This window comes from Methylomarinum vadi, assembly GCF_000733935.1.
Taxonomy (GTDB): domain Bacteria; phylum Pseudomonadota; class Gammaproteobacteria; order Methylococcales; family Methylomonadaceae; genus Methylomarinum; species Methylomarinum vadi.
In genome coordinates, this window is sequence record NZ_JPON01000001.1 from 153,650 (window position 1) to 179,966 (window position 26,317).

Annotated in this window: 30 protein-coding genes, 1 tRNA gene and 1 pseudogene; 25 read left to right on the forward strand and 7 right to left on the reverse strand. The window is 46.9% G+C overall.

Annotation, left to right across the window (positions count from 1 at the left end):
* Positions 1 to 58: 58 nt before the first annotated feature.
* Both EP25_RS0100835 and EP25_RS21595 read right to left on the reverse strand, forming a co-directional pair.
* Entirely contained in the window at positions 59 to 880 is an 822-nt protein-coding gene (locus tag EP25_RS0100835) for an SHOCT domain-containing protein (RefSeq protein WP_031432161.1), read from the reverse strand.
* 496 nt (positions 881 to 1,376) lie between these two features.
* Positions 1,377 to 2,108 (reverse strand): ComEA family DNA-binding protein, encoded by a 732-nt coding sequence (locus EP25_RS21595; protein ID WP_036300070.1) that lies wholly within the window; start codon positions 2,106 to 2,108, stop codon positions 1,377 to 1,379.
* A gap of 326 nt (positions 2,109 to 2,434) precedes the next feature.
* Here EP25_RS21595 and EP25_RS0100845 point away from each other — a divergent pair, with 326 nt between their 5' ends.
* Together EP25_RS0100845 and EP25_RS0100850 are read left to right on the forward strand one after the other, a co-directional pair.
* Positions 2,435 to 3,307, forward strand: coding sequence for a bile acid:sodium symporter family protein (locus EP25_RS0100845; RefSeq protein WP_152555564.1), 873 nt, complete (start codon positions 2,435 to 2,437; stop codon positions 3,305 to 3,307).
* A gap of 607 nt (positions 3,308 to 3,914) precedes the next feature.
* Positions 3,915 to 4,610: an SDR family oxidoreductase gene (locus EP25_RS0100850; RefSeq protein WP_031432163.1), complete on the forward strand. Its 696-nt coding sequence runs from the start codon at positions 3,915 to 3,917 to the stop codon at positions 4,608 to 4,610.
* Positions 4,611 to 4,709: 99 nt separating this feature from the next.
* On the opposite strand, the gene EP25_RS23350 is transcribed toward EP25_RS0100850, so the two are convergent.
* Positions 4,710 to 4,856 (reverse strand): hypothetical protein, encoded by a 147-nt coding sequence (locus EP25_RS23350; RefSeq protein WP_160172674.1) that lies wholly within the window; start codon positions 4,854 to 4,856, stop codon positions 4,710 to 4,712.
* 238 nt (positions 4,857 to 5,094) lie between these two features.
* Between EP25_RS23350 and smrA the strand changes: the two genes are divergently transcribed.
* The 14 genes and pseudogenes from smrA to EP25_RS24105 all read left to right on the forward strand — a co-directional run bounded on the left by smrA (position 5,095) and on the right by EP25_RS24105 (position 16,388).
* Positions 5,095 to 5,676: a DNA endonuclease SmrA gene (smrA, locus tag EP25_RS0100860; protein WP_031432164.1), complete on the forward strand. Its 582-nt coding sequence runs from the start codon at positions 5,095 to 5,097 to the stop codon at positions 5,674 to 5,676.
* A gap of 119 nt (positions 5,677 to 5,795) precedes the next feature.
* Positions 5,796 to 6,227, forward strand: a pseudogene (gene tnpA / locus EP25_RS21600) (IS200/IS605 family transposase).
* A gap of 154 nt (positions 6,228 to 6,381) precedes the next feature.
* Positions 6,382 to 6,813 (forward strand): IS200/IS605 family transposase, encoded by a 432-nt coding sequence (tnpA, locus tag EP25_RS0100870; RefSeq protein ID WP_031432165.1) that lies wholly within the window; start codon positions 6,382 to 6,384, stop codon positions 6,811 to 6,813.
* 117 nt (positions 6,814 to 6,930) lie between these two features.
* Positions 6,931 to 7,491, forward strand: coding sequence for a tetratricopeptide repeat protein (locus tag EP25_RS23180; RefSeq protein ID WP_235185796.1), 561 nt, complete (start codon positions 6,931 to 6,933; stop codon positions 7,489 to 7,491).
* A gap of 52 nt (positions 7,492 to 7,543) precedes the next feature.
* Positions 7,544 to 9,466: an ATP-dependent DNA helicase gene (locus EP25_RS0100880; protein WP_031432167.1), complete on the forward strand. Its 1,923-nt coding sequence runs from the start codon at positions 7,544 to 7,546 to the stop codon at positions 9,464 to 9,466.
* Positions 9,463 to 10,146 (forward strand): tRNA (adenosine(37)-N6)-threonylcarbamoyltransferase complex dimerization subunit type 1 TsaB, encoded by a 684-nt coding sequence (tsaB, locus tag EP25_RS0100885; protein WP_031432168.1) that lies wholly within the window; start codon positions 9,463 to 9,465, stop codon positions 10,144 to 10,146. The genes EP25_RS0100880 and tsaB overlap by 4 nt, the downstream gene beginning before the upstream one ends.
* A gap of 35 nt (positions 10,147 to 10,181) precedes the next feature.
* Positions 10,182 to 10,802 (forward strand): L-threonylcarbamoyladenylate synthase, encoded by a 621-nt coding sequence (locus EP25_RS0100890; RefSeq protein WP_031432169.1) that lies wholly within the window; start codon positions 10,182 to 10,184, stop codon positions 10,800 to 10,802.
* A gap of 20 nt (positions 10,803 to 10,822) precedes the next feature.
* On the forward strand, positions 10,823 to 11,476 hold the full coding sequence (locus EP25_RS0100895; protein WP_031432170.1) for a site-2 protease family protein: 654 nt from the start codon (positions 10,823 to 10,825) through the stop codon (positions 11,474 to 11,476).
* Between the two features lie 82 nt (positions 11,477 to 11,558).
* Positions 11,559 to 12,308, forward strand: coding sequence for a segregation and condensation protein A (locus EP25_RS0100900; RefSeq protein WP_051906972.1), 750 nt, complete (start codon positions 11,559 to 11,561; stop codon positions 12,306 to 12,308).
* A 163-nt stretch (positions 12,309 to 12,471) separates the two neighbouring features.
* On the forward strand, positions 12,472 to 13,149 hold the full coding sequence (gene scpB, locus EP25_RS0100905) for an SMC-Scp complex subunit ScpB (protein WP_031432172.1): 678 nt from the start codon (positions 12,472 to 12,474) through the stop codon (positions 13,147 to 13,149).
* Positions 13,088 to 13,918 carry a pseudouridine synthase gene (locus tag EP25_RS0100910; RefSeq protein WP_084190910.1) on the forward strand — a complete coding sequence of 277 codons (831 nt, stop codon included), beginning with the start codon at positions 13,088 to 13,090 and terminating at the stop codon, positions 13,916 to 13,918. Before scpB ends, EP25_RS0100910 begins: the two co-directional genes overlap by 62 nt.
* Before the next feature lie 172 nt (positions 13,919 to 14,090).
* Positions 14,091 to 15,215, forward strand: coding sequence for a DUF819 family protein (locus EP25_RS0100915; protein ID WP_235185797.1), 1,125 nt, complete (start codon positions 14,091 to 14,093; stop codon positions 15,213 to 15,215).
* 509 nt (positions 15,216 to 15,724) lie between these two features.
* Positions 15,725 to 16,306: a hypothetical protein gene (locus EP25_RS0100920; RefSeq protein ID WP_152555566.1), complete on the forward strand. Its 582-nt coding sequence runs from the start codon at positions 15,725 to 15,727 to the stop codon at positions 16,304 to 16,306.
* Positions 16,287 to 16,388: a GDCCVxC domain-containing (seleno)protein gene (locus tag EP25_RS24105; protein ID WP_327036906.1), complete on the forward strand. Its 102-nt coding sequence runs from the start codon at positions 16,287 to 16,289 to the stop codon at positions 16,386 to 16,388. The genes EP25_RS0100920 and EP25_RS24105 overlap by 20 nt, the downstream gene beginning before the upstream one ends.
* On the opposite strand, the gene EP25_RS23355 is transcribed toward EP25_RS24105, so the two are convergent.
* Both EP25_RS23355 and EP25_RS23360 read right to left on the reverse strand, forming a co-directional pair.
* Positions 16,352 to 16,660 carry a hypothetical protein gene (locus EP25_RS23355; protein ID WP_031432176.1) on the reverse strand — a complete coding sequence of 103 codons (309 nt, stop codon included), beginning with the start codon at positions 16,658 to 16,660 and terminating at the stop codon, positions 16,352 to 16,354. The genes EP25_RS24105 and EP25_RS23355 overlap by 37 nt on opposite strands.
* Positions 16,661 to 16,670: 10 nt before the next feature.
* Positions 16,671 to 16,841 (reverse strand): hypothetical protein, encoded by a 171-nt coding sequence (locus tag EP25_RS23360; RefSeq protein WP_160172675.1) that lies wholly within the window; start codon positions 16,839 to 16,841, stop codon positions 16,671 to 16,673.
* A 610-nt stretch (positions 16,842 to 17,451) separates the two neighbouring features.
* On the opposite strand from EP25_RS23360, the gene EP25_RS23365 reads away from it, so the two are divergent.
* From EP25_RS23365 to EP25_RS0100960, 7 genes are all read left to right on the forward strand, one after another.
* Positions 17,452 to 17,595, forward strand: coding sequence for a hypothetical protein (locus EP25_RS23365; RefSeq protein ID WP_160172676.1), 144 nt, complete (start codon positions 17,452 to 17,454; stop codon positions 17,593 to 17,595).
* 569 nt (positions 17,596 to 18,164) lie between these two features.
* Positions 18,165 to 18,758 carry a tyrosine-type recombinase/integrase gene (locus EP25_RS0100935; RefSeq protein ID WP_031432177.1) on the forward strand — a complete coding sequence of 198 codons (594 nt, stop codon included), beginning with the start codon at positions 18,165 to 18,167 and terminating at the stop codon, positions 18,756 to 18,758.
* 476 nt (positions 18,759 to 19,234) lie between these two features.
* Positions 19,235 to 19,579: a hypothetical protein gene (locus EP25_RS0100940; RefSeq protein WP_031432178.1), complete on the forward strand. Its 345-nt coding sequence runs from the start codon at positions 19,235 to 19,237 to the stop codon at positions 19,577 to 19,579.
* 94 nt (positions 19,580 to 19,673) lie between these two features.
* Positions 19,674 to 19,901 carry a hypothetical protein gene (locus EP25_RS0100945; protein WP_031432179.1) on the forward strand — a complete coding sequence of 76 codons (228 nt, stop codon included), beginning with the start codon at positions 19,674 to 19,676 and terminating at the stop codon, positions 19,899 to 19,901.
* Positions 19,902 to 19,915: 14 nt separating this feature from the next.
* Positions 19,916 to 20,176 carry a hypothetical protein gene (locus tag EP25_RS0100950; protein WP_152555567.1) on the forward strand — a complete coding sequence of 87 codons (261 nt, stop codon included), beginning with the start codon at positions 19,916 to 19,918 and terminating at the stop codon, positions 20,174 to 20,176.
* A complete protein-coding gene (locus EP25_RS0100955; protein ID WP_031432181.1) occupies positions 20,173 to 20,529 on the forward strand; it encodes a hypothetical protein in 357 nt (118 codons plus the stop codon). The genes EP25_RS0100950 and EP25_RS0100955 overlap by 4 nt, the downstream gene beginning before the upstream one ends.
* Complete coding sequence (locus EP25_RS0100960) at positions 20,526 to 20,975, forward strand: hypothetical protein (RefSeq protein WP_031432182.1); 450 nt, start codon at positions 20,526 to 20,528, stop codon at positions 20,973 to 20,975. Before EP25_RS0100955 ends, EP25_RS0100960 begins: the two co-directional genes overlap by 4 nt.
* A gap of 105 nt (positions 20,976 to 21,080) precedes the next feature.
* On the opposite strand, the gene EP25_RS0100965 is transcribed toward EP25_RS0100960, so the two are convergent.
* Positions 21,081 to 22,706, reverse strand: a complete 1,626-nt coding sequence (locus EP25_RS0100965) for a site-specific integrase (RefSeq protein WP_152555568.1) — start codon at positions 22,704 to 22,706, stop codon at positions 21,081 to 21,083.
* A gap of 87 nt (positions 22,707 to 22,793) precedes the next feature.
* A tRNA-Leu gene (locus tag EP25_RS0100970) sits at positions 22,794 to 22,880 on the reverse strand.
* Positions 22,881 to 23,191: 311 nt separating this feature from the next.
* On the opposite strand from EP25_RS0100970, the gene rnr reads away from it, so the two are divergent.
* Positions 23,192 to 25,465: a ribonuclease R gene (rnr, locus tag EP25_RS0100975; RefSeq protein WP_031432184.1), complete on the forward strand. Its 2,274-nt coding sequence runs from the start codon at positions 23,192 to 23,194 to the stop codon at positions 25,463 to 25,465.
* Entirely contained in the window at positions 25,462 to 26,217 is a 756-nt protein-coding gene (gene rlmB / locus EP25_RS0100980; protein WP_031432185.1) for a 23S rRNA (guanosine(2251)-2'-O)-methyltransferase RlmB, read from the forward strand. The genes rnr and rlmB overlap by 4 nt, the downstream gene beginning before the upstream one ends.
* Positions 26,218 to 26,317 lie beyond the last annotated feature (100 nt).

The following is a 26,317-nucleotide window of genomic DNA, read 5'->3' on the forward strand; positions in this document are numbered from 1 at the left end:
ATAAGCATTATTCCTGGAACGAGTGACCCCGCAAAGCACAGCAGCCAGCGTCTTGTCATCAGAGACGTTGCAATAACTCTCCCTTCTTTTGGGCGAATTCTTCGTCGGTCAGAATTCCCTTGGCGTGCAGATCTCCCAGACGTTCCAGAGAAGAAAAGATATCTTCCTCAGAAGCGGTTGCCGAGCTTGCTTCCGAAGGTGTATTTATTGATTTAGCTGCGGTTGCAGATCGTGGTTGTTTTGTCGGTTTGCCATCGATGGAAAGAACAGGTAGGTCGGCTAGATTCACCGTACCGTATTGGCTGGTAAACAAGATCGATCCCCCAGCCCCTTGTTGCTGAGAAAAGCCGCCTATTTGATGGTCGAGGGTGTCATAGAGCCAAACTTGTTCATTGGTCTCGACCGCAAGTCGGTGCGAATTGGCGAAATAGGCGTAACGGACATGGTTTTGACTGCCTGTGGCACTCGGAATGCCCAGATCCTTCGGCCACCAGTGACTTTTAGGATCGGGGACAAAAAGACTCGATTCGCCCATGGGGGCTCCCGCCACTTGGGATTGTTGACCGCCACCGCTTTGGCTTTGCGATTGAAAACTGCCGCTACGCAGTAGGCCGGGCTGGTTGGCGAGAATACCCGAAATTTCCGAACATAGAGTGTCGATTCGATTCTTCAGGGAATAATTGAACATGTCGCCAAGCATTAGCATGCCGCCTTGCATCCATTGACCGGAGCCGGCAAACTCGGGATGATTGAATTGAGCCATGGTTCCGTTGCCGTTGAGTACCGCAATTAGCATATGCGTGACTGCATCTGGGCTGAAACCATAGCGTTGAGACAGATCGTTTACGATCTGTTGACCTTTTGAGGTAAGCTGTTGCATAACAATACCACTTGAATTAAGTGTTGTGATTAGGCACTGTCGGCCCGTGCCTAATGAAATAATTGATCGGATAAACGGATTTTGTCGATAACATGCTTTGGGCCAAGCCGACAGCCGAAGAATGATGTCGCATAGCAACCGTTATGGAAAACTAAGTCAAAGTGATATTGGCATCAATGCCGTATCATTCTATGACCATTTGGAACGTAAGAAATTTTTCCTCTCCCATTCAATGACATGTTTTGCCGGCTATGATGAGACAACTCGGTCTTGCCGCGAGTTGAGAACATAACGTCTTAAAACCGTTCCCTTTTAAAGGAGAACGGAGAGAAAGCATCAGCAGACGCCCGTATAACTTCAAACTAGCGGCTACATATTGATGAATACTTCATCCGAGAACTTTCCTAAAGATTCTGTTCCTTTACCGACACTTCCTTGTGCCGGGATAGTCACCGTTTTGGATTTGGCAACCATCAAATAAGGAACTTCCGAAATCTTACAACGTGAAAAGGTGGCTGATCTTTTGCAACAATTTGGGGCCGATGCCTTTTATTTTTTTCAACTCATCGAAACTTTCGAAAGGCCTTTTCCGGATAATATGTTCCGCCAATTTTTTCGAAACACCCTTGATTGCAGCAATATCCTGGTATGAGGCCGTATTCAACGATAAGGCCGTATTGGCGCTTTCCGATTTTTTCGGGTTTGTCTTGTCTGCTTTGCTTTCAACAGGCTGTGATTGCGCTTTTTCCTCGGAAACAGGCAATGGTTTCTTTTCGGCAAAGCGCACATTAATGACGTTATCGGTTTCACTACGAGTTATGGCTGGTTTTGCCACGACGACATAAGGCAGCGCGAAGTTGACAAAATCCCGGGTTGCATAACCGGTGCCGGTCCATTCACGCAGCATCAGAGTCAGAAACCAGGTTCCTTCCGGCGGTTCTTGATAAACAAGGTCATAACGGCAGTTGGCTAGAAAATGTTGGCCGGCGATTTCTCCGATCGTTGTGCCTGCCACAGCGATTCCGTTAAAACCTAATCCCGCATAAGGTTGTTTTAATGCCCACAGTTCGATGGATAAGGTGCCACTCAGATTGTCCATATCCCGTTGATTGGCAATTTGAGCTATATCGATAATGACACGATTATTTTGAATTCGATAGCCGCAATTTCCGATTAACGCAACATCGGAAGAGCCATGGCTGTTGGCTTGAGGTTGGCTTGCATTCATGACAAATCTCCAAAGTTATAAAGTACATATTTTATTATAACTATTTAAAAAAATATAATTTATTTAAAGTTTAAAAGGGTTATTTGTTTGTTTTATTGATGCACCAAATAAGTGCATATATAACCGAGTGTTATTCTATGTAATTATAGAATTTTATAATTTTTTATTGTTTGCTGGTTAGATCGTAAAAGATGCGTAATCTTAATGGGTTAAATAATATTAAATCGATATTATTTTTTGTGTTTGTGAGCCAATTTGGTGCAATTTTTAATTGTTTTTTATAACTTATCTCGTGACATATTTCCTACTAATCTAGTGGTTAAATTATGAATGCAAAATCACTGATAATATTTATGGTCATTTTGATCGGTCTTATTTTTAATCAGGGACATGAATTTTCCTATTTGATTAAATATCTATTGATGGCGATGCTTTTTTTTCCGTTTCTGACGATTTCCCCGCCAAAGGACGGGAAAGTCTATTGGCATGTGTTAGCGCAATTTGCTGCAATGGCCTTATTGAGCTTGACTGTTTATTGGATGTTAGTGAACTGGGATCATCAATTGTCGACCATCGCTTTTTTGTTGGCATTTACCCCTACGGCTACCGCGGCGCCGGTCGTTATTCGCTTATTAAGGAAAAATGTGGAATATGTGGTTTTGGCGGTTGTTGTTACCAACCTGTTCGTTGCGCTGTTGTTGCCGTTTGTATTGAGCATTATTAATCCCGGCGAAGTGAATATCGTCTTTGCCGGTATGTTGTTTTCAACATTCATGGTGGTTTTCCTGCCGCTGGTTTTGGCGCAATTGGTTAAATTTTATTTCAGAGAGCTCGCCAATAAACTGGTATTGATGAATCAACTTCCTTTTTTGATTTGGATGGCCGTTTTATACTTGGCGACTTCAAAGGCATCGGCTTATTTGTTCGGCCATGCCACTTCATTTAGATTATTTGGCGAGATTGCCTTGGTCTCGTTGGTGATGTGCGGTTTCAATTTTTTATTGGGGCGCTACTTAGGCGGAAAACGGTACGCTGTCGAAGCGAGCCAGGCTTTAGGACAAAAAAACACCCTTTTCATGGCCTGGGTGGCTTTGGAATACGTTAGTCACTATGCGGCTTTAGGTCCGGTTTGTTATTTGGTTTTCCAGAATATCTATAATTCGATTCTGCTAAACCAAAGGAATAATCACGTTAATTGAGTATTTAATCATTGGGTAAATCCCCCGGCTATGCCGGGAAGACTCTTATAGGTTTTCCGCGATAGTTGGTAGCCTGGATGCAGCGTAGCGGAATCCGGGAATTGCGTGGTTCCCAGGTCCCGCATTCCGCTAAGCTTCATGCGGTCTACGAGCCTATTTTGTTCCGACAGTTGAATTGGATGAAATCGTTATAAGCGAGATTATATCCGGCATCAAGAGAGCAGGATGAATATTTCGAGCATTTAAGCCGGATATGTGGTTTGGCCGCAAAAAAAGAGGCCTTTGATGGCGTAACTCAATAAACTCTCGGCTATGCAGGAGGTAACGTAATTCATCCTCTTTCTTATCTTTTTTACACAAATGTTGTCATGCCCGCCGGAAGTAGGGAATTTAATGCTAGGGAGGATGCTCTCAAAACATCCCTGTCGCCTGGATACCGGCATTCCCTGCCGGAATGAAGGGCTTATGGATAAAGGATGCTTTTTACTAAACCAGGCTCAATCTAACGGCTCCTTCGGCACGCCCCTTTTCCGGACTAAAGCCTAATTTAATCACCCGCAGTTATAATAGATACTATGGCTATGTTCGTTGAGATAAGGGAGGAAAGATGAGTACAGTGTTAATTACCGGCGCAAATCGCGGGTTGGGTTTGGAGTTTTGCAGACAATATGCCCAAGCGGGGTGGACCGTGCTGGCTTGTTGCCGGCACCCCGAGCAGGCGCGGCAATTGAACAAACTCGCCGAGCAAAATTCACGGGTTCATGTTCATAAAATGGATGTCACCCATCATACCGATATAGATCAGTTGGCAAATCAATTGTCTGATGTGCCGATTGATGTTTTGATCGCCAATACCGGAGTTTATGGCGATTCCAGTCGTCATGGCTTCGGAAATTTGAATTATGAGGCCTGGCGCAACACCCTGGAAACCAACGTGCTGGGGGTGGTGAAGGTTGCGGAAGCATTTACTTCTCATCTGCAGCGTGCTAACAAGCCATTAATCGCCGCCGTCAGTAGCCAGATGGGTAGTATCGCCGATAATTCGAGCGGCGGTAGTATTCTGTACCGTTCCAGTAAGGCAGCCTTGAATGCGGCGATGAAATCCTTGGCAGTGGATTTGGGAAGTTCGGGGATTGGCGTCTTGATCTTTCACCCTGGCTGGGTGAAAACCGACATGGGAGGGGCTAACGCTTTAATCGATGCCGAAACCAGCGTTGCCGGCATGATTCAGCAAATCGATGGTTTTTCGTTGTCCGCAACCGGCAGTTTTTTGAAATACGACGGAACGTCGCTGCCTTGGTGACTTGATTGGCATTGCACAGTAAATTTGCTTCGTTAATTGATGGTTCCGCGTGGCGGTGGTTAGGTTGCAGGCAACTATTACGGTGCAAATGCCGTTGCTTTAAGCGGTAAGAAAATCATCTGAATCAAAATCGAAATCGTAAGTCATAATTTCTTCTTCGGGGTATTCGCTCCATTCAATGTGATCCGCTAGCGGAAGATCGTCCATGTGCTCATAATCGATGTCATTGTGGTTCGCTTCGTTCATGTTATATCTCCGGTCACTTTAATAAAGTTTCGGTTCCAAATTAACGTTGGTTCATGGAAAAAGCTATTGTACTTTGGTACAAATTGCCAATCGTTTTACGGGAAATGTGAAATCGCTCTCTCTTTGCTAAAACCGGATAAAAAATAACTGATTAAGCTTGGAAACTTGCCAGGGTTATTTGCTGTCTTGTTTAATATTTTCTTTGTTAGCTGTCAGCGTGAGTGCCATGAAAACCTCAATGTCGAATCATGAAGCGGATTTGTTTGCCAAAGAAATGGCGGATGTTAAGCCAATGGTCACGGCTGATAGGGTATTATTGAAACAGCCTTTGAGCGATGAGCCGGGTTTGCAATACAGGCGGGAAAAAGCTGAAATCGAGGGGCGGGAGGAAAGATATCCTTTGTCGTTGGTGCTTAGAAAAAAACTGTCCGCGGATGACTGGTTGAGTTTTAAACGTGACGGCATTCAGATCGGTGTGAGCAAGAATTTACGCACCGGCAAATATCCCCAGGAAGCTACGTTGAATCTAAATCGCAAAACTCCACAACAGGCGCGTGGCGAACTGATGCAGTTTGTCGATGATTGCGAAGAAATGAATATTCGCAGTGTCTTGATTTTTTTCGGTCACGGCGGCAGCGGGATCTTATTGAAAAGCTATTTAGCGCAATGGTTGCCTGAATTGAAAACAGTCCAGGTATTCCACACCGCCTTAAAACATCATGGCGGTAGCGCGGCGATTTATGTCTTGTTGCGTAAAAGCGAACAGAAAAGAATGGAAAATCGGGAGCGCCATGCGGCAAGACTAGGAAAGGCTTTATAGATTTGTTGCTTGTGTATAGAGGAAGGCGGTTGCATTCCCTTAATTATCCATCATAAGGTTTAAACCACCGGCTTTAGCCGGTCAGCTTTAGCTGCGATAATTTGCCCAAGGAGGTGGCGATGGACTATAGATACGGCAGCCATACGGTTTACCAAATTGAGTATCATTTTGTTTGGGTTACGAAGTATCGTTATAAAGTGCTGAAGGATGAAATAGCCGAACGAGTGAGAGACTTGGTGCGGCAGACATGCGAAGCCTTTGAGATACGGATTATCAAAGGTGTCGTGAGCAAAGATCATGTGCACATTTTGGTGAGTGCGCCGCCGACTATGGCCCCAAGCGAAATCATGAGGCGAATCAAGGGACGAACTTCGAGCTATCTGTTCGAAGAGTTCCCGCACTTGAAAAAGCGATATTGGGGTCGACATTTTTGAGCCCGCGGTTATTTTTGCGCCACAGTGGGGCAAATGACTGATGAGATGATAAAGCAATATTTGGAGCATCACTTTGAACCTAATCCAAACGATAATTTCAAGATGGAGCCCGACTAAGACGCGTCGTTTAGTCGACGCGTATCCGGACTTTCAGTCCGTTATTGGAACCCACCCGCTTGAGCGGGTGGTTGTTTAGTATCCATCATAAGGTTTAAACCACCGGCTTTAGCCGGTCAGCTTTAGCTGCGATAATTTGCCCAAGGAGGTGGCGATGGACTATAGATACGGCAGCCATACGGTTTACCAAATTGAGTATCATTTTGTTTGGGTTACGAAGTATCGTTATAAAGTGCTGAAGGATGAAATAGCCGAACGAGTGAGAGACTTGGTGCGGCAGACATGCGAAGCCTTTGAGATACGGATTATCAAAGGTGTCGTGAGCAAAGATCATGTGCACATTTTGGTGAGTGCGCCGCCGACTATGGCCCCAAGCGAAATCATGAGGCGAATCAAGGGACGAACTTCGAGCTATCTGTTCGAAGAGTTCCCGCACTTGAAAAAGCGATATTGGGGTCGACATTTTTGGGCCCGCGGTTATTTTTGCGCCACAGTGGGGCAAATGACTGATGAGATGATAAAGCAATATTTGGAGCATCACTTTGAACCTAATCCAAACGATAATTTCAAGATGGAGCCCGACTAAGACGCGTCGTTTAGTCGACGCGTATCCGGACTTTCAGTCCGTTATTGGAACCCACCCGCTTGAGCGGGTGGTTGTTTAGTTTTTATTCGAATGAAAATATACAAACTCGTCACAGCTATGCCATTTCTCATTCTGCAGGTGGGCTGCAGTGAATTTTATGGTTATCAGCCGCCTGCACCGGTTTATGGCGGGCAAGTCACCAATCCTTATGAAGACGAATTGGCGCGTACTTATCCTGATACAAGCTTATCGCAACCCGGTTCTTCCCCTTCGGCAACGTCGCAGGATCTTGGAACTCAGGAACTAGAGCCGCTTCCCAAAGAAAACGTTTCCGTTCCGCCTCGCCCTCAGTCGCCTGCCGTGATTGCGCTGATGAGCGAATCTGACCGCAACCAGCGGGCCGGCGATTTGGATTCCGCGGTTGCGGTGTTGGAACGCGCATTGCGCATCGATCCGAGGAATCCAACCTTGACCTATAAATTGGCCGCATTGCGACTTAAGCAAGAAAAACCGCGACTCGCCGAAGATTTGGCGAAAAAAGCGGCGCTACTCGCGGCCGGCGATGGCGCATTGAAAAGAAAAAGCTGGTTGTTGATCTGCGAAGCGCGCAGGCGGCAGCAAAATTATCAAGGCGCCAAGGAGGCGCAAATTAAAGCGCAAAGCTTCGGCAATCCTTGACCAAAAAATCTGTCGTGGTAGGCTACTCCGATTTTGATGTTTACCGCATGCAGTGACTGAACTCGACACAATATTCGGCGATGATGGCGCGTTAGCTGCCGTCATTTCCGGATACAGGCCGCGAGCGGCCCAGATAGACATGGCCGAAGCCATCCGGCGGGCGATCGCCGAAGAACGGAATTTAATCGCCGAGGCGGGCACGGGTACGGGTAAAACCTTTGCCTATTTGATACCCGCGATTCTGTCCGGCAAAAAAGTCATTATTTCGACCGGCACCAAGAATCTTCAGGATCAATTGTTCAACAAGGATTTGCCGTTGATCCGCAAGGCGTTGAAAACCACGCCGTTCAAAGCCGCCTTACTGAAAGGCCGGGCCAATTATTTGTGTAGTTACCGTCTGGATGTGTCGCTCAATTCTTCATTTGGCCACAACAAGGAGGATGCGCAGGCGTTGGCCAAAATCGATGCCTGGGCGAAACGCACCAAAGTCGGCGATATTTCCGAAATCAGTGACGTCAAGGAGGGGGACCCGGTATGGTTTAATGCGACCTCGACGGTGGATAATTGCCTGGGCCAGGATTGCCCCGATTATGCCGATTGTTTTCTGGTTAAGGCGCGTAAAAGAGCGCAGGAATCGGATGTCATCGTCGTCAATCATCATTTACTGTGTGCCGATTGGTCGATACGGGAAACCGGTTTCGGCGAGTTATTGCCGACTGTCGAGGTGGTGATTATCGACGAGGCCCATCAATTGGCCGAAATCGCCTCCAATTTTCTCGGCGTAACCTTGAGCGCCAAGCAACTGAACGATCTAGCCACCGATACCCTGAACGAATATCTCAGCGATGCCAAGGATATGCCGGAGCTACGCCAAGCCTGCGAGGATCTGCAATTCGATGTCAAGGATTTGCGTTTGGCTTTCGGACTCGAACTGCGCCGCGGCGAATGGAAGGAGATCGAAGACAATCCGAAAATCTCCGGGGCATTGAATACATTGCATGAACAGCTGCAACGCTTGACCGATCAGTTAGAAATCGCCTCGGTGCGCAGTAAGGGGTTGGAGTCCTGCTTCGAGCGGGCGGAAGCTTACGAAGCACAGCTGGACAGCATCATTAACGATAGGCATGGCGAATGGATCAAGTGGTATGAAACGCACAGCAAGACCTTTACGCTGAGCCGGACCCCGTTGGATATCGCCAAAGAATTCAAATCGTTCATGCAGCATCATCAAGCGACCTGGATCTTCACGTCCGCCACGCTGAGCGTCGCCAATAACTTTGTCCATTTCAGCAAAAACCTCGGTTTGTACGAGGCCGACACCAGGTCTTGGGAGAGCCCGTTCGATTATCCGAATCAATCGTTGTTTTATCATCCGCGGGGCTTACCTAAACCCGCCGAACCCGATTTTACCGACAAGATCATCGAATTTGCGGTGCCGGTGTTGCAGGCCAGTCGAGGCCGGGCGTTTTTTCTCTTTACCAGTCATCGCGCCTTGAAGCGTGCGGCCGAATTATTGGAGGACAGGTTGGAATATCCGCTACTGGTGCAGGGGAAGGGTTCCAAATCCGCTTTGTTAGAAGAGTTTAAACAAAAGGGAAACGCCGTCTTGTTAGCGACTTCCAGCTTCTGGGAAGGGGTCGACGTGCGCGGCGACAGCCTGTCCTGCGTCATCATCGACAAGCTGCCGTTCGCTTCCCCCGGCGACCCGGTATTGAAGGCGCGATTGAACGCGATGGAACAGCAGGGGCGAAACCCTTTTTTCGAGTTTCAATTGCCGGCGGCCGTGATCGCGCTGCGTCAGGGAGTCGGTCGTCTGATCCGTGATTTCGACGACAGGGGCGTGTTGATGGTGTGCGACCCCCGTTTGTTGAAACGCGCTTATGGGCAAATGTTTCTGGATAGCGTGCCGGCCATGCGCCGGACGCGGGATATTGCCGAGGTGCGGCAATTTTTTCAAACAAAGGTGCAAGCTTGAAATTATTAGCAGTGGAAACGTCGACCGAGGCCTGTTCGGCGGCTTTGTATGTCGACGGTGAAATACGGGAAAAATTCGCTCTGGCGCCGCGCGAACATACCAAATTGATTTTGCCGATGATCGACGAATTGATGAGCGAAGCGCAATTATTGCCGCAACAATTAAATGCATTGGCGTTCAGCTGCGGGCCGGGGTCCTTTACCGGCGTCAGAATCGCCACCGGCATCGTTCAGGGTATCGCCTTCGGCGCCGATTTGCCCGTCGTTCCGGTCTCGACGCTGGCGGCCATCGCCCAGGATTTTTTTAACGATAATCCCATCAATATTTCTTTTACCGCGATGGATGCGCGCATGGGAGAGATATTCTGGGGCGTCTATCAGAAAGACCAGCAAGGTTTTGCCCGTTTGCTGGGCCAGGAGGCGGTGACGCCCGCGGTAAAGGTGACTTTCCCGGAAATCGCCGGCGCCGGCGTCGGTTCCGGATGGGCTGTGTATCGCGCGGAGCTGGCCAATCGTTTGGGCTCTTTGTTGCTAACGACGGAGGCGGAAAAGCTGCCCAGGGCGGCGGCGATCGTTCAACTGGGCGCCGACGGCTATGTTAATGGCGAAGCCGTGGCGGTGGAACAGGCCATGCCGGTTTATTTGCGCGATAAAGTTGCGAAAAAAGAATCGGAAAGATAGGTTACAATAAACGCTTTAAATTCTGAATGACGACCATGGCGCAGTTTTTTGCAATACATCCGGATAATCCGCAATTGCGATTAATCAATCAGACGGTTGAGATTATTCGTCAAGGTGGGGTAATCGTCTATCCAACCGACTCTTCCTACGCCATTGCCTGTCATATCGGCGACAAGCAAGCGTTGGATAGAATCAAGCGTATTCGTCGTTTGGATGATAAACATAATTTCACGTTGGCCTGCAAGGATTTAGTCCAAGTCTCCAACTTCACCAAGATTGGCAACGACGCATTCCGCTTGATCAAAACCCTGACGCCCGGGCCGTTTACGTTTATTCTCGATGCAACGAAAGAAGTGCCGCGACGCCTGCAGCACCCGAGAAAGAAAACCATCGGTATTCGCGTTCCCGATAATAAAACCGCCTTGTTGTTATTAGAGGAATTGGGGGAGCCGTTGATCACCGCGACCATGTCCTTACCGGGCAAGACTGACGCGATGACCGATCCCTATGAAATTCGAGATCGTTTGGAAAAGGAAGTGGATTTGATCATCGATGCCGGCATTATCGAAAGCCAGGATACGACTATCATCGCCTGCGATAATAATCAGCTCGAAATCGTCAGGCAGGGTATCGGCCAGGCGCCAATGCTGGATTAACCATCACCGGAAATCAGCTTATGATGAATGAACTTACTTTGATCCAGCGTATCGTCGTATGGATTTTACCGGTCATTTTCGCCATTACCGTGCACGAGGTCGCGCACGGTTGGGTGGCGAAACAATTTGGCGACAAGACGGCCTATTATCAAGGCAGGTTGACGCTGAATCCGCTTAAACATATCGATTGGCTCGGCACCATCGTCATTCCGGGATTGTTGTTGTTGACGTTCACCGGGTTCATTTTCGGCTGGGCCAAGCCGGTGCCGGTCGATCCCCGCTATTTCAAGAACCCCCGCAAGGATATGGCTTTCGTGGCGCTGGCTGGGCCGATGGCCAATCTGATTATGGCGATAGGATGGGCATTGCTGGCCAGGTGTGGGGTGTTGTTAAACGTTGAATTTATCTCGCTTCCGTTTATTTACATGGGAATTGCCGGTATTTCCATCAATCTGGTACTGGCCTTGATTAACTTGCTACCGATACCGCCGTTGGATGGTAGTCGCATTATCACGGCATTTCTTTCCCACAGGATGGCCTGGCAATACAACCGTTTGGAACGTTACGGTTTTTTCATTCTGTTGATTTTGCTAATGACGGGGGGCTTGGGGATGATTCTTGCCTATCCGATGTATTATGCCCAGCAGATATTTTTTGCCCTGGCTGGCCTTTAGTTTGCAATAAAAGCCTGTAGCCTTGACTGAACAACAACTGGAAACGCCGGAACAGCCGCAACCTTTCGCCAAGGTTTTGGGCATGCCCTATCAGGACATGCCGGAGGATCTCTACATTCCACCCGATGCCCTGGAAGTGTTTCTGGATGCCTTCGAAGGGCCGCTGGATTTGTTGCTATATTTGATTCGGAAACAGAATATGGATATCCTCAATATTCCGATTGCCCAAATTACGCAGCAATATATTCGCTATATCGAGATGATGGACGCCTTGCGTTTGGAGTTGGCGGCGGAATACTTGGTCATGGCGGCATTATTGGCGGAAATAAAATCCAGAATGTTGCTGCCCAGGCAGGCGGAGGAAGAAGACGAGGAGGACGATCCGCGCGCCTATTTGATCCGTAAATTGCAGGAATACGAAGCGATCAAAAAGGTAGCGGAACAAATCGATCAATTGCCCAGAAACGAACGGGATGTGTTTGATGCGGCCGTCGATGTATCGACGATCAGTGTGCGGCAAGTCTTACCGGATGTACAATTAAAAGAAATGCTGCTGGCATTTCAAGACGTGCTCAAGAGAGCAGAACAACTCAGCCACCATCAAATCACCAAGGAGCCTTTATCAGTCCGTGAACGAATGGCAGCCATTTTGGAAAAACTTAACCGGCCAGATAGCCTCCCTTTCTCAGCGTTATTTAGCCGGCACGAAGGAAAAAGCGGGGTGGTTGTCTCGTTTCTTGCCATCCTCGAACTCAGCAAGGAAGGACTCATCGATATCCTCCAATCCGGTCCCTGCGAGGACATCCGAATCCAACGCAGAGCCCAAGCCTGAGGTTAGTGCCGTCGTCCGGCCGAAACCCAAACCGAAACCAAAGAAAAAAACACCGCTGCCAGTAGTTCAACAAAACAGTCAGCCGTCCTCCGAACCGGCCACTATCCAGGAAAGCGAACCGGAACCGCACGAGCAACACGAAAATAATCCGATAGAGTTTGATGTGAACACCAAGCGCATTGTCGAAGCGATTTTATTTGCAGCCAATAGGACCATGACGGTCACGCAAATACAACACGTTTTTCCTGAATTGGAACAACCGGACCTTAAGGACATTCAGGCGGCGATCGATTCGATCATGGAAGATTACAGCGATAGGCCGGTGGGGTTGAAAAAACTGGCCAGCGGTTACCGTTTTCAGGTCAAGGAAGGGATGGCGCCCTGGATTTCCAGATTATTCGAGGAAAAACCGCCGAAATACTCACGCGCGCTATTGGAAACCCTTTCCATCATTGCCTACCGGCAGCCGGTTACGCGTGGCGAAATCGAGGACATACGCGGTGTCAGCGTGAGTTCTCAGATCGTTAGAACTTTACTGGATAGGGAATGGATTCGCGTCATTGCCCACAAGGAAGTTCCGGGCCGGCCGGCCTTGTACGGCACCACTAAACAATTTCTGGATTATTTTAATTTATCGTCATTAGATGAACTGCCGACCATGGAAGAAATCAGGGATTCCGAACAGGACGGCGAACCCCTTGCAGCAACAGAACCAACCGAACGTGAGAAACAAGAAGCAACGGCCGAAGCCGAAAACAAAGAATCAGAAACAACCTCAGATGAAGCGTTCTCCAAGGCAGAAGCCGACATCAGCCCGCCCGAGAACAACACCATCCACTAACAAAGGCAGAATTGATGCGGGCGAACGCATCCAAAAGGTGTTGGCGCGCGGCGGCATGGGCTCGAGGCGCGAAATCGAACGCTGGATCGAAGAAGGCCGGTTTACCGTCAATGGTGAAAAGGTCACTCATGGCTATCGTTTGAGGGAAGGTGATCATCTGCTGTTGAACGGGAGGGTCGTCAAATGGGAAAAATATACCGAACAGCCCACTCGGGTCCTGGTTTACCATAAACCTGTCGGGGAAGTGGTTTCCCGCCGCGATCCCGAGGGCCGCCCCGTGGTCTTCACCCAATTGCCGCGATTGACGGTCGGGCGCTGGATCGCCGTCGGGCGTCTCGATATCAACACCTCCGGGTTGTTGTTGGTGACCAATAACGGCGAATTGGCCAATTTGTTGATGCACCCTTCCACCGAAATCGAACGGGAATACGCCGTGCGCATTCTTGGCGAAGTCAGCGACGACATGCTCGAGCGCCTTAAAACCGGTGTCGAGTTGGAAGATGGCGAGGCGCATTTCGACGACATCCGGTTTTATGCTGGCGAGGGCGCCAATAAATGGTTTCATGTTGTGGTCAAGGAAGGGCGCAACCGTCTGGTTAGAAGGCTATGGGAATCGCAAAGCGTCAAGGTCAGCCGTTTGAAGCGTGTCCGCTATGGGCCGGCCATGCTTCCGGAACGAATCAAACCGCATTCTTTCTACGAACTCACCGCCGATGAGTTGAAGATGCTAATGGAATTTGCCGGGATGAAAGCGGAAAAAGGGCATTGATTTGCATTCCATACCCCGTGAATTGGCAAAAGCCTAGCCATGATAATGTAAGGTATCGATAGGCTTTATCGGTTCAGTTCATGTTTTCTAATCATTAAGCTTTTTATCTTAGGGGCTTAGAATCCGGAGCATGTCGATTACATTCATCGCAGCAGACAATCACATCGCGATCATGGCGGTTCTTTTCTCGATCGCCGCCCTGGGCTTCCTGGCTGAGCGAACGCGCCTGGGCGCTCAGCTGACCGGCACGGTCGTCGTGATTCTCAGCGCGATTGTCGCGGCAAATGCCGGTTTGCTTCCTCATCAAGCGCCGGCCTACGATTTCGTTTTTTCTTACTTCGTTCCGGTCTTGATACCTTTGTTTCTGTTCAAGGCCGATCTGCGCCGTATCTTTTTCGAAATCACAAGGACGACTATGGCTTTTTTGCTAGCCTGCGTCGGCACGGTCGGCGGCGTGATCGTCGCCATAACTTTGTTGGATCTGACCAATCTGGCCAACGGCGCGACGATCGATCCTTCCTTGCGCGAACCGGCGATTGCCGGACTGTTCTCGTCGACTTATATCGGCGGTTCGGTGAACTATGCCGCGCTCGGTGAGATTACCGGCCTGCGCGAGGACGCTTCGTTCTTTGCCGCCGCGACGGCGACGGACAATCTATTCAGCGCCTTGTATTTGGTCCTGTTGGCCATGCTGCCGGGATGGCGCTGGCTGGCAAACCGGTTTCAGCCCAGAGACCACGATAATTCGGAAAGAGAGCATGGGCCGGAACATTCGAGTAGTCCGGAAGCCTTGGCCGCTTCGTTGGCGCTGGCGTTATTGATCGTGGCTACAGCGGACGCTTTGGCGGAGTGGCTGCATGCGCCTGATTGGCGCTATGCCTTGATTACCGTGTTAACACTGTTGCCGGCGACACTGTTTCCTCGGCAGATGGCAAAACTGCATGGCGGATACGAACTGGCGATTCCGTTGGCGTTCGTTTTTTTCGCGGCGATCGCCGCCGGCGCCGATGTTATGGCGATGGTCGAGATCGCCCCTTTACTGGTTTTGTTGGTGCTGATACTGTTGTTCGTTCATGCTTTGATAACCTTCGGTTTAGGGGCGTTATTCGGATTCTCGCTACCGGAGCTGATTACCGCTTCCAATGCCGCGGTGTTGGGCGCGACAACGGCGCCGGCCCTGGCGGTGGCCAAGGGTTGGAAGGACTTGGTCATGCCAGGAGTGCTGGTGGGCGTGTTCGGTTATGCCTTGGGAACGTTGATTGGTACCGCCGTTTTTAGATTCTGTTGTTGGTTCTAAGGCTTGGAAACAATACTTAAGCGATATTCGTGACATCTAAAAGTGAGAAATGGCGACCAGGGTTTAGAGACGCATCGAGCGGGTGAGCTCTGAACTAGATATTCGCAAAATCGGGGGAGTTGTTCATGACTCCATTTGCAGCTTTTAGCAGCCCGTAGAGAACTAAAGTAGTAGGGCAATTGCGAATTAAAGTTTAGGAAAGAAGGGTAAGATTAGCGACAATTAACGCTTTAATACGCAGTTAATTAGGCTTGTCTAAGCGATTGATTTCTAGAAAATTGGATTTATGGTGCCGAGGAGAGGACTTGGCACCAATGTTCTGTATCTAATTGTTTCAACGGGTTATTTCTCTCCGATTTCGTTAGTGTCACACACCTGTGTGACACACTTCAAGCGTGATTGTTGAGAACGGTTCTCAATAGATGTTCCTGTATGCTGGTGTGCTGGAAACAGATGGGACACTTCGTTTTCTGGTAATCTATAACCCTCTAAAAACAACGGACATAAGAATGGATTTCTTCAACGGTTTCTCTTGGGCAATGCCCAAAGCGTTTGCTGATGCTCTTGCTGCTTGCCAGTTTGAGGAGGGGGATACTCTCTACGATACGCAGAAAGCGTATGGTGGCGATTGGGGGGATGCTAAAAAGCATATCCACTACCACATACAGGTAAGGGAACCCGCAAGGGGTTCTACTGGTTCAAGGGAAATCTCTGGTTCTGTGTTCAATAAGAATTGGGATAGTGAGGTTTTCTTTGAGTTGGTAAATCACAAGGAACGAGTAATCCCGCAATTTATCCGTACCACACAAGGCAGATTGTATTCTGCTTTATGGCATGGTGATTTATCTCTGCTGGATGACAAACTGCCTAATCCAAAGAAACCTATTCAATTACGGGATGTAAATAAGAACCTGAAAGATACTATTCCTTTCGCAAAGGAACTTGCTGGTTCTAATCCTGTATTCGTTATGGCAAGGGATTTTTCTAATACCATATCCACAACTAAACACCTGAATGTGAAAAGCACCCTTCATTACAACTTTGGTGCGGCTAATCATTCTTTCAATGTAGGTGAAACCAAAGAAAGGTGATTGTTGCGTATTCTGTTCCTATGGCACTGTGCCTTGCCCACCTATTCAGGAAAGTGGTGATGGTTGCTGTTGCGGTTCCTGAACCATCTTACCCGCATCCATAAAAGCCAAGTCCAATTCTGGATTACAGTTTTCACCAGCGAATTCAACAACCCGCTGAATATAGTCCTTCAAAATTAAATCCAAAGTATCCTGTTCAGTCATATCAAGATATGAACAGCAAGCCTTGAAACGAGTTTTGGTTTCACTATTACAAGCAATGTTGAAACGGGCGTCATATTCAATCTGGTAATTGCTACGTTGAAACCGTTTCAACTTGCCTGATGGTGTCAAGTAATCCTGTGGGTTGTTCAACTGGTAATCCTTATTTCACGCCAATCAATACGGTTTTCTGATTTCGCTTTACGAAATCACGGATTTCATTTTGCTTGGATGCTGCCTTGTTCTTTGGGATTTCAAGCACTTCAACATTTTCATCCTTGATGTTGCTTGGTAGTAGTTTATTGATGGTTCTGAAAAATGAATGTGAAAGCATAGGTTTATTCCTCGTTGTTGGTATTATTTAGGGGGCTGTAGAACCAGTTTGACTAATGGTTATGGGTTCAAAGCGTGTGCGCTACGCTTACACGCTTTCCTACGGGTTGCTATGTAGATGGTTATTGTTGATTAACAATCTTCAAGAACCAGATTAAACAAGATTGAATTGTGAGGCTGGAACAGCCGAACTTGCGTAAGCAAGATTTAATAATCTTTGTTTAATCCTGATGGATGGTGAGAGAACATATTTACCCTACCAGAGCAAATATGTTCAGCATCTTTTAGACGTACCAACCCCATAGAGATTAGCAAGTCAAAAAGATACATTCCTGATGGACGGAGCCATAGAACATAGTTGAATAGTGGAACCAGCCTTTCAACTGGTAAGGGGGGTTGTCCTATCTCCTTTTACCCACTGATTACGCAATTAAGCACAACGGGAATTCCTTGTAGCCATCCAACCGACTTTCAAGGAACACGGATTTTGGTTAATCCATCCTGTAAGAAATTTATAGCAACACTTCAATAGTGTTTCGTTGCCCCTATCTTACTTTGGCAACTTCATAATGTAGGAGCGGTATCCTGTTACCATCGGCAACAAGTTAAACTTGGCAGAATCTACAGGTGCTAACCGTATCAATGCTTCAACTGAAAGAAGCGATTGTGTTTTTACTTCAGTTATAACTATTTATACAAGTAGCGGGGTAAAAAATGAAAAAAGTTCATTGTATTTTTCAATGGCAGATAGATAATCATTCGGTATTATCAATCATCCATATTTAACCGTGTATAAATACTACCAGATAGTAAAAAGGGTGTTGCCAATCAACCGACTTGCACCCTTGCTATTCACTCCAATGTTTTTATGTTTTTCATTGGGATTCCTTGTTGCCTCTACACCTTTCCGCAAGGGTGTAGAGGCTTTTTAATGGCTGTTAAGCGGCTTTCTGGTGCTGCCTATGCAGGTAAGTATCAATTGCTTCTTCAAGCACTCTCTGTAATGGTACGTTCCTATCAGCGGCTATCTGTTTCAATGCCCGTAAATGACTTGGGAACATCCTGAAACTTCTAAGAACCTTCAATTCACGGTATTTGCCTTCAATCACTGTCTAAATCCTCTGGTTAGGGGTTGGTTTATTACTACTCATTTGTATTTATAAAAATGAAGTTTGGTAATGAACCCCTTGAATGTCATAAAAGGTAGAAAATGTGACATTTCCCTATTTCAAGGGGTTTCCAGCGTGTTTTAGCCTTGCTTTCTCTCTAAAATGTCATAAAATCTTCAATATCTACTGAATAATGATGTTTTGAGGGAATAAAAATGAGCAAGAAAGCAGCAACATTGACTGATACAAAGTTCAACCAACTGATAAAGCATGTTGAAAACGGTAATCACGGACTGAGGAACAAAGCCATTCTGTTCCTATCGTTCAAGTGCGGGTTGAGAAGCAAGGAAATCGCTTCTCTGGTACTGAATGATGTGCTGGAAACAGATGGAACCATCAAGGATGAACTTCAACTGTTACAGGCTTACACCAAAGGCGAAAAGCACAGGATGGTTCCTCTGAGCAATCCCAAGGTGAGAAAGGTTCTTCAAGAGTGGGTTGATTACCGCAAAGAGAATGACGGTTCCTTGTTCAATGCAGGTTCACCCCTGTTCCGTTCCCAGAAAGGCTCGTTCTTCACTGCAAATACAATGGTGAAACTGTTGAAGAACCTGTTTGATAAGGCTGGTAGGGGATTTGAGGACTGTTCGAGCCATTCAGGTAGAAGAACACTGATTACCAAACTGGTGAATCAAGGTATATCGCTGAACAAGGTTAAGGTGATTGCGGGGCATGAGAGTATCAGCACCACTATGGAATATGTGGATACCAACCCTGATGAACTTGGGCAAATTATGAAGAATGTTTGATGCTAAATAGTAATGAACCGTTTGTGTTCTTCGCTTCGGTTCTCCTAAAAATTAATGTATATTTTTTAACGTATTGGCTTTCTGTTTCGGACAGTCATAACACGGATGTTGAAACTATAAAGGCTGGTAAGGATTGATTCACCTTATCAGCCTTTTCTTTTGCCAGAACATTACTGAACGGTATTGGTTACAGGTTCTATCTGGTGCTGAAACAAAGCAACCCCCTGTTTTGGGTGTAATACAATTCTTCTAGTGCTGAGGAAACCAAATAGCAAAATCTGGCTGATTTTAGCCTTTTCAAGAAGCAGGTGAGGAAAACGGGATTAGAGAAAACCAGCCTTTGGCTGGTTTGTTCCGTAGGAACCTTCTAATCAAAATCCATATTATCTTATTAATACTTATAATATTCCCTGAAGCGGCTACATGCCTGATTATACACACCAGATAGGCACTTGTCAAGCACTTTTTTACTCTGAATGTCAAGCGTTTTTATCTATTTGATTTGTAAAGGGAAATCAAAAATATGGCATTCTATTGTCAATAATTCAGGTTTTACCCATACCAAAGCACCAGTTAATACACTTTTTCAATATCCTGATTTCACCCTCTGCAAGTTGTTGATTTTACAGGCTGGTTTTAGCCTCAAAATCAATAACCTTCTGTTTTTGGCAATCTATTGTACCAGTGAGGAATTGAACCTCTATATGCGGCTTTCAGCACCAGAGATTCACCCTTGCCTATCTGGTGAGGAAATCGCTGTTTCAGGTGGTTCTGGTGAGTCTGTGGGGTTTGTTTGGCTGGTGTACTGGCTGGAATCCTAAAAACCAGAGATTCAATCCCTGTTTCTGAATCACAGCGAATCAGAATGACTAAATAGTTGTATGCCTATTTCTAATCAACAAAGAGGATAAACATATGACTACTTTAACTGCTGGTGGTGTTGCTGATGCTACCAATGAACTGAAATCCATTCTTGGTACAAACCCTGCTGATGGTGCTGCTTTGATTGCGGCTATGACTTCCTACGATGGTACACAACTTAATGGGAGATTGATTCAGGTTCTTACCAATGCCAAGCAAACTATTCCTTTGCTTTCTGCTGGTGATGTTGCATTGATTGATGATGCTTTAGCACAACTGTAGTGGTGAATATCAATATGGATGATATGAAAGGCATCTTGGATGCTGTTAATGAGCATTACCGCAATCAGTCAAGCCGCATTGATGAAACGGTAGAACTGTTTATAAATGAGGTTAAGAACTTCCGCGACGATTCAACAACTGCTGAACATCGGCTCGAAGAATCCCGCAAATGGTTGAAACGTCAATTGCTTGGTTCCTATGCAGGTAACGCAAAAATTCGTGATTTGATGTTGAGAATCATCAAGCGTATTGAACAAGGGTTGTTGGCTGAATGATTTCTGCTATTGAATCGCTGAATCCAGAAATCAGGAATGATGTACTGAAACAGTTGAACCAGAGAATCTATTCTGGTGCTTTGGTTTCAAGGTACACCTATTCCGAATACAAAGATTACATTCTGTTTCTTCAATCAGTTGGGATTACCCCTGATGATTACTATGAAAGCATGATTGATAGGTTCACTCCTGCTGAATATCAGTTGATGCTTTCAATCTCAAAAGATGTTGGTAATCCAGAGTTAAAGCAGAAAGTGAGAATGCTTAATCAGAAGTGCAAGCGAATCATTCAGCGGTTGGCTGGTGATATACAGGAACAGAATAAAAATAAAAGGTGGTGGAAAAGAAAATGACTATAAAAATCGTATCAGAGTTGAAACAGAATAACCCTGCTTTGTTCGCTGAGGTTGAAAAGCGATTGAAAGCAATTCCCGGTTCTGCTGAATGGTATATGAAACTGACTGCTGGAGAACTTCAGCGTTTAGCCAATTTCGTTGAAATGCATAGTATGAACTTTACCAGCGAACAGGAACGGTATGTTTTTGACAATCTGGAACCTGCTGAACGGAATGTTGTGGATATGCTTATCAAGCAATCCGGTGATGATGTAATCAAGAAAGTTCAGTCAATTTGTAAAACCAAAAATGAACGTAGCAAGCGATACATTGAAAGTATCATAGAGGATATATCCGCTGAACAAGAAATAGAACAATTAGTCAGTGAGGCTAAATCTAATCGCACTTCTAAAAAAAGTGATGTTCAGCGTGATTGGGAACGGGTAAAGAGTATTTTTCTGTAAAGAGTTTTGCTGGTGCTGGATATTTCCGCATCCAGTGCTGGTAAATCTGGAACCCACAACACCGAAATTCTATCTTTGTTATCTGCTGGTGTTGTGGGTTTCTTTTTATTGCTTCCGTAGATTTGCTGTTGCTTTCTCCCTGAATGGTTGCCTGATAAATAGGCAGTTCTTCCAGTTCTCCAATTTTGATAAGTCTATGTCATAGCGCAATTTGCTGATTGCGTTATGCTTCTGTTTTATCAATTGGGTATGGGTGTAGATGCTATTTCCAATAGAACGGTTGCTTGATGAATGCCCAATAATGTCATCAATCAAATCCTCTGCTATGGATTTATCTTTCAGTGATGTTCTAACTAAGTGCCTGAATGAGTGGAAATCCAGCATTGTTTTATCATTGGCTGGAACAACATCAACCTTCTTACGATAGTTCTGGAACCTGTTAGAGAATGCGCCAAACTTGCCTCTGGTATTGCGGTTTTCACATGGAAATAGTTTTACTACTCTGTTCTTTTCTTGGTGCTTTACATATTTGATAAAGCCCAATTCAATAAGGTAAGGGTGTATGGGTATTATGCGTGGGGAGCCTTCCTCACTTTTCAGTTCCTTATCGTCATTATCATTTATGTCAATTACCCAAACATCGTTCATCTTGTATATGTCACTGACGTACAACTGAACCAGTTCAGCCAATCTTGCGCCTGTAAATAGCCCAAGCAGGGGAACCCAATAGTCACTTGCTCTCTTGAAAGTGCCTTGCTGATACTGTTCAGATTGGAATAGGGATTGTAGGTTTTCAGGGGTAAAAGGAATGCGTTGCTTTCTATCACGCTTCTTCGGCTTCTTTATGTTGGCAAGTAATTTTCTGGTTCCCTCTTTTACGGGGTATTGTTCATCCTCTGCCCACTTGAACAACTCCGAAACCATTTTACAGGTGTTATATACAGAGGATTGGCTGATAGGTTTCAATTTCTCTGCTTTAACCAGTGCAACCAATTCCTTGATGCTTTTACCTACTTTGCTGCCTTTGTTTGGATTGGGTGGCAGTTGGGCTAAAACATCCTTGTAGTTCCGTATCATTGTCCCGCTGATTTCAGCAATACGGGGGTTCTTACCATCGTTGTATTCGGTAAGGATGCGGGAAAACATCTTCCCCTTGTTTTCATATTCTTGTAGTGAGGATGGTTTAGCGGTTTCGGCTTTCACTGTAAGCCACCTATCAATTATATCATCAAGGTAGGGGTTTTCTTCCTCGGTAAAGGTGGGTTCAGGTGGAATAGGGTAGGGTTGCTGTTGCCCGTTTCCTTGTAGCGTTTGGATGATTTGTATGTATCTGGCATTTTCAGCGGCAATGCTGCTACGGATGTTATTTTCTTCCAGCCTCATTTCAATGGCTTTTGAAAGCAGGTGTTCGTCATAGTCATCCATTTCCATCAACACCTTTTCCGCTTCACTCCAATCCAGTTTGGAAATCTGTTCATAGCGCATTAGCAATTCCATTGCTTTTCCGTATGCCTCAGCATCGTTGAAATACCGATTTGCTATGTCATCCATCATTAACCACCATTTGCGGGATAAGCGTAATGCTTCTCCTTTTTCTCTTGTTCTAAGGGACTTTCTAAACACCCTTTTTAGTATAGGGTTGTTGAGCCTTATTTGCTTGGGAATACGATACTGGAAATAGTAAATTCCAAGTCGATTTTTATAGATGTAGGATGGATTACTTTGACTCACTGTCACGCACCTGTGTCACACACCCGTGAGTCAAAAAGATTTTTAGATTTTCTAACTTACTGAATTGTAAGTAGAAATGTCAGAATATGGTGCCGAGGAGAGGACTTGAACCTCCACGGGGTTGCCCCCACTAGCACCTGAAGCTAGCGTGTCTACCAATTTCACCACCTCGGCTAAGGCTGCTTGTCGATACAAGCCGTGTGAAGATGAGCATTTTAAGGCTCTTGATAAGGACTGTCAAAACTTTTTGTAGTTTTTCTAGTCTTATTTACTTTGGCTCTGGCTAAGTTATTGATGAAAATATGGTTTTATGACGGTCTGCTTGAACTGTCACTGCTCGCCGAGTCGCCTTTTGGCTTTTCGCTAAATGAGTCGTATTGTTAGGGCCTACAAACTGGATTATCTTATGTCCGGATGGCATCAATATCAGATTTCTGGGTTATACTCAACACGATTACAAAAATATAGAAACAGTAAAAATATAAATGACTTATAAAAACGATCAGGGAACTGATTTAAATACTTACGATGACCCCTTCGCGCAACGCGAAGCGGAAAAATACGAAAACCCGATTCCGAGTCGGGAATTGATCCTACAATTGCTGAAACAAGAAGGAAAGCCGCTGCGCCGCAAGCAGATCGCGGATAAATTTGGCCTGCATACGGATGAACGATTGGAAGCGCTACGGAGGCGTTTGCGGGCAATGGAGCGCGACGGACAGCTGGTGTTCAATCGTCGGCAGAAATACTGTGTCGTCAATAACCAGGATTTGATTGCCGGTCGGGTGCTGGGGCATCCAGATGGTTTCGGGTTTTTACAGCCCGATGACGGTTCGGATGACTTGTTCCTGTCGCCCAGGGAAATGCGGTCGTTGATGCCGAACGACCGGATTGTGGGGCGCGTTTCAGGCATCGACAGGCGGGGACGTAGGGAAGGGGCGCTGGTCGATGTGCTGGAGCGCAATACCCATCAGGTGGTGGGACGTTTGTTCAAGGAGCAGGGCGTCGCCTTCGTCGTTCCCGACAACAACAAGATTTGTCAAGAAATCTTGGTTCCGAAAGAGGAAGTCAACGGGGCGAAAAAAGGCCAGATTGTCGTCGCCGAGATTATCGAGCAACCGACGCAGCATAGCCAACCGATCGGAAAAATTATCGAAGTACTCGGCAAACATATGGCCCCTGGCATGGAAATCGAGGTGGCCATTCGTTCCTATGAACTGCCGCATGAATGGCCTCAGGAGTTATTGGACGAGATCGCCCCCTTGACCGACCAGGTGCCGGAAAAGGCCAAACAGGATCGCACCGATATTCGGCATCTGCCGTTAGTGACGATCGACGGCGAGGACGCGCGCGATTTCGACGACGCCGTGTATTGCCAGAAGACGCCGAAAGGCTGGAAGTTGCTAGTGGCGATCGCCGACGTTTCGCATTATGTCAAAGTGAATACGGCCTTGGATGCGGAGGCGAAAAAACGCAGCACGTCGGTATATTTCCCCGAACGCGTTATTCCGATGCTGCCGGAAATTTTATCCAACGGGTTATGTTCGTTGAATCCCGAAGTGGATCGACTGAGCATGGTGTGCGAGATGTATTTGAATGGCGAAGGCAACATCATTCGCTCCCGCTTTTTCGAGGCGGTGATACGCTCCCATGCCCGCCTGACTTACACCGATGTCGCCAAGATGTTGGTTGACGGCGATCAAAGGCTGGCGAAGAAATATAAGCAATTACTGCCTCATCTCCAGGAGCTATACGCTTTATATCAAGCCATGAGGCAACAAAGGGAACTGCGCGGCGCCATGGATTTCGATACCCAGGAAACCCAAATCATCTTCGGCCAAGAGCGCAAAATAGATAAGATTGTGCCGAGAGAAAGAAACGACGCGCATAAACTGATCGAAGAGTGCATGATTGCCGCCAATACGTGCGCGGCGCGTTTTTTGAATCGCAGGAAAATGCCGCGCCTTTTACGTATCCACGAAGGGCCGGGTACGGAAAAGTTATTGAGTTTGCGTACCTTCCTCGGCGAGTTGGGCTTGCATTTAGATGGAGGCGCTAAGCCGACGCCGTTGGATTACATGCAACTATTGGAGAGAGTGCATGACCGTCCGGATGCTCATTTGATCCAGACCGTACTGTTACGCTCGATGTCGCAAGCCGTTTATAGCCCGGAAACCAAGGGGCATTTCGGCCTGGCTCTCGACGCTTACGCCCATTTCACCTCGCCGATCCGGCGTTATCCCGATTTGTTGGTGCATCGGGCGATACGCCATTGTTTGCAAGGCAAAACCCCGGAATCGTTTCATTACGGTTTTCCCGACATGGTCGTGCTGGGCGAACATTGTTCCGCGAACGAGCGCCGCGCCGACGAAGCAACGCGCGACGTGGTCACTTGGCTGAAGTGCGAATATATGATGGACAAGGTCGGCGAGGAATTCGCGGGATTGATTTCCGCCGTGACCGGCTTCGGCTTGTTTGTGGAATTGCAGGATATTTACATCGAAGGCTTGGTGCATATTTCGACGTTGCCGCAGGATTATTTTCATTTCGACGCGACCAGCCATCACTTGTACGGCGAGCGTACCGGCATACGCTATCGTTTGGGAGATCAGGTTAGTGTCAAAGTGGTGCGTGTTGATCTGGACGAAAAGAAAATAGACTTCGAATTGACGCAATCCGCCAAATCAAACGTCTTCAAGAAGAAATCCGGCGCTAAAAAATCCACCAAAACCAAAAAGAAAAGCAAAAAGCGTTCATGAGTTTAACCAAAATCTACGGCATTCATGCCGTACAGGCGGCGCTCGACTATTCCGCCAAGAAGATTCAGCGCGGCTGGATCGATGCCCAGCGTCAGGATAGGCGATTGCAGCACTTGATTAATGAGCTGGCCGATTTGGGGATCGCGGTCGAAAAAAACGAGCGCAGGAAACTGGATCGCCTGGCGGACGGCAAGAATCATCAAGGGATTGTCGTCGAAATCGAAATGCCCTCGGTGCGCAGCGAAGATCAGCTTAAGCAAGCGGTCGTTGATTTAAACGACATGCCTTTGTTTCTGGTGCTCGATCAAGTACAGGACCCGCATAATTTGGGAGCTTGTCTGCGCACCGCCGATGCGGTCGGGATACACGGTATCATCGTTACCAAAGATAACGCGGCGGGCATCACGCCTACTGTGTGCAAAGTCGCCAGCGGCGCGGCGGAAACGGTGCCGGTTTATCAAGTCACCAATCTGGCCAGAACGCTGCGCTGGTTAAAAGAGCAAGGCATCTGGGTCGTGGGAACGAGCGGGGCGGCGACGCAATCGTTATACGAAGCCGACCTGAACATGCCGCTGGCGATCGTGATGGGAACCGAAGGGGGCGGCATGCGCCAGCTCACCGAGAAACAGTGTGATTTTTTGCTTAAAATTCCGATGGCCGGACAAGTGGAAAGTCTCAATGTTTCGGTAGCCGCCGGCGTCATGCTTTACGAGACTTTTCGGCAAAGGAAGGCTGGCGAAGCAAAACTTTAGGCGGTCTCTAAAAATAACGTTATGCGAATTTGGCCATCCTATATTTTCAATAGCTTATACATATCAAAATTGCCAAATTTTGAATTATTAGGGGCTGCCT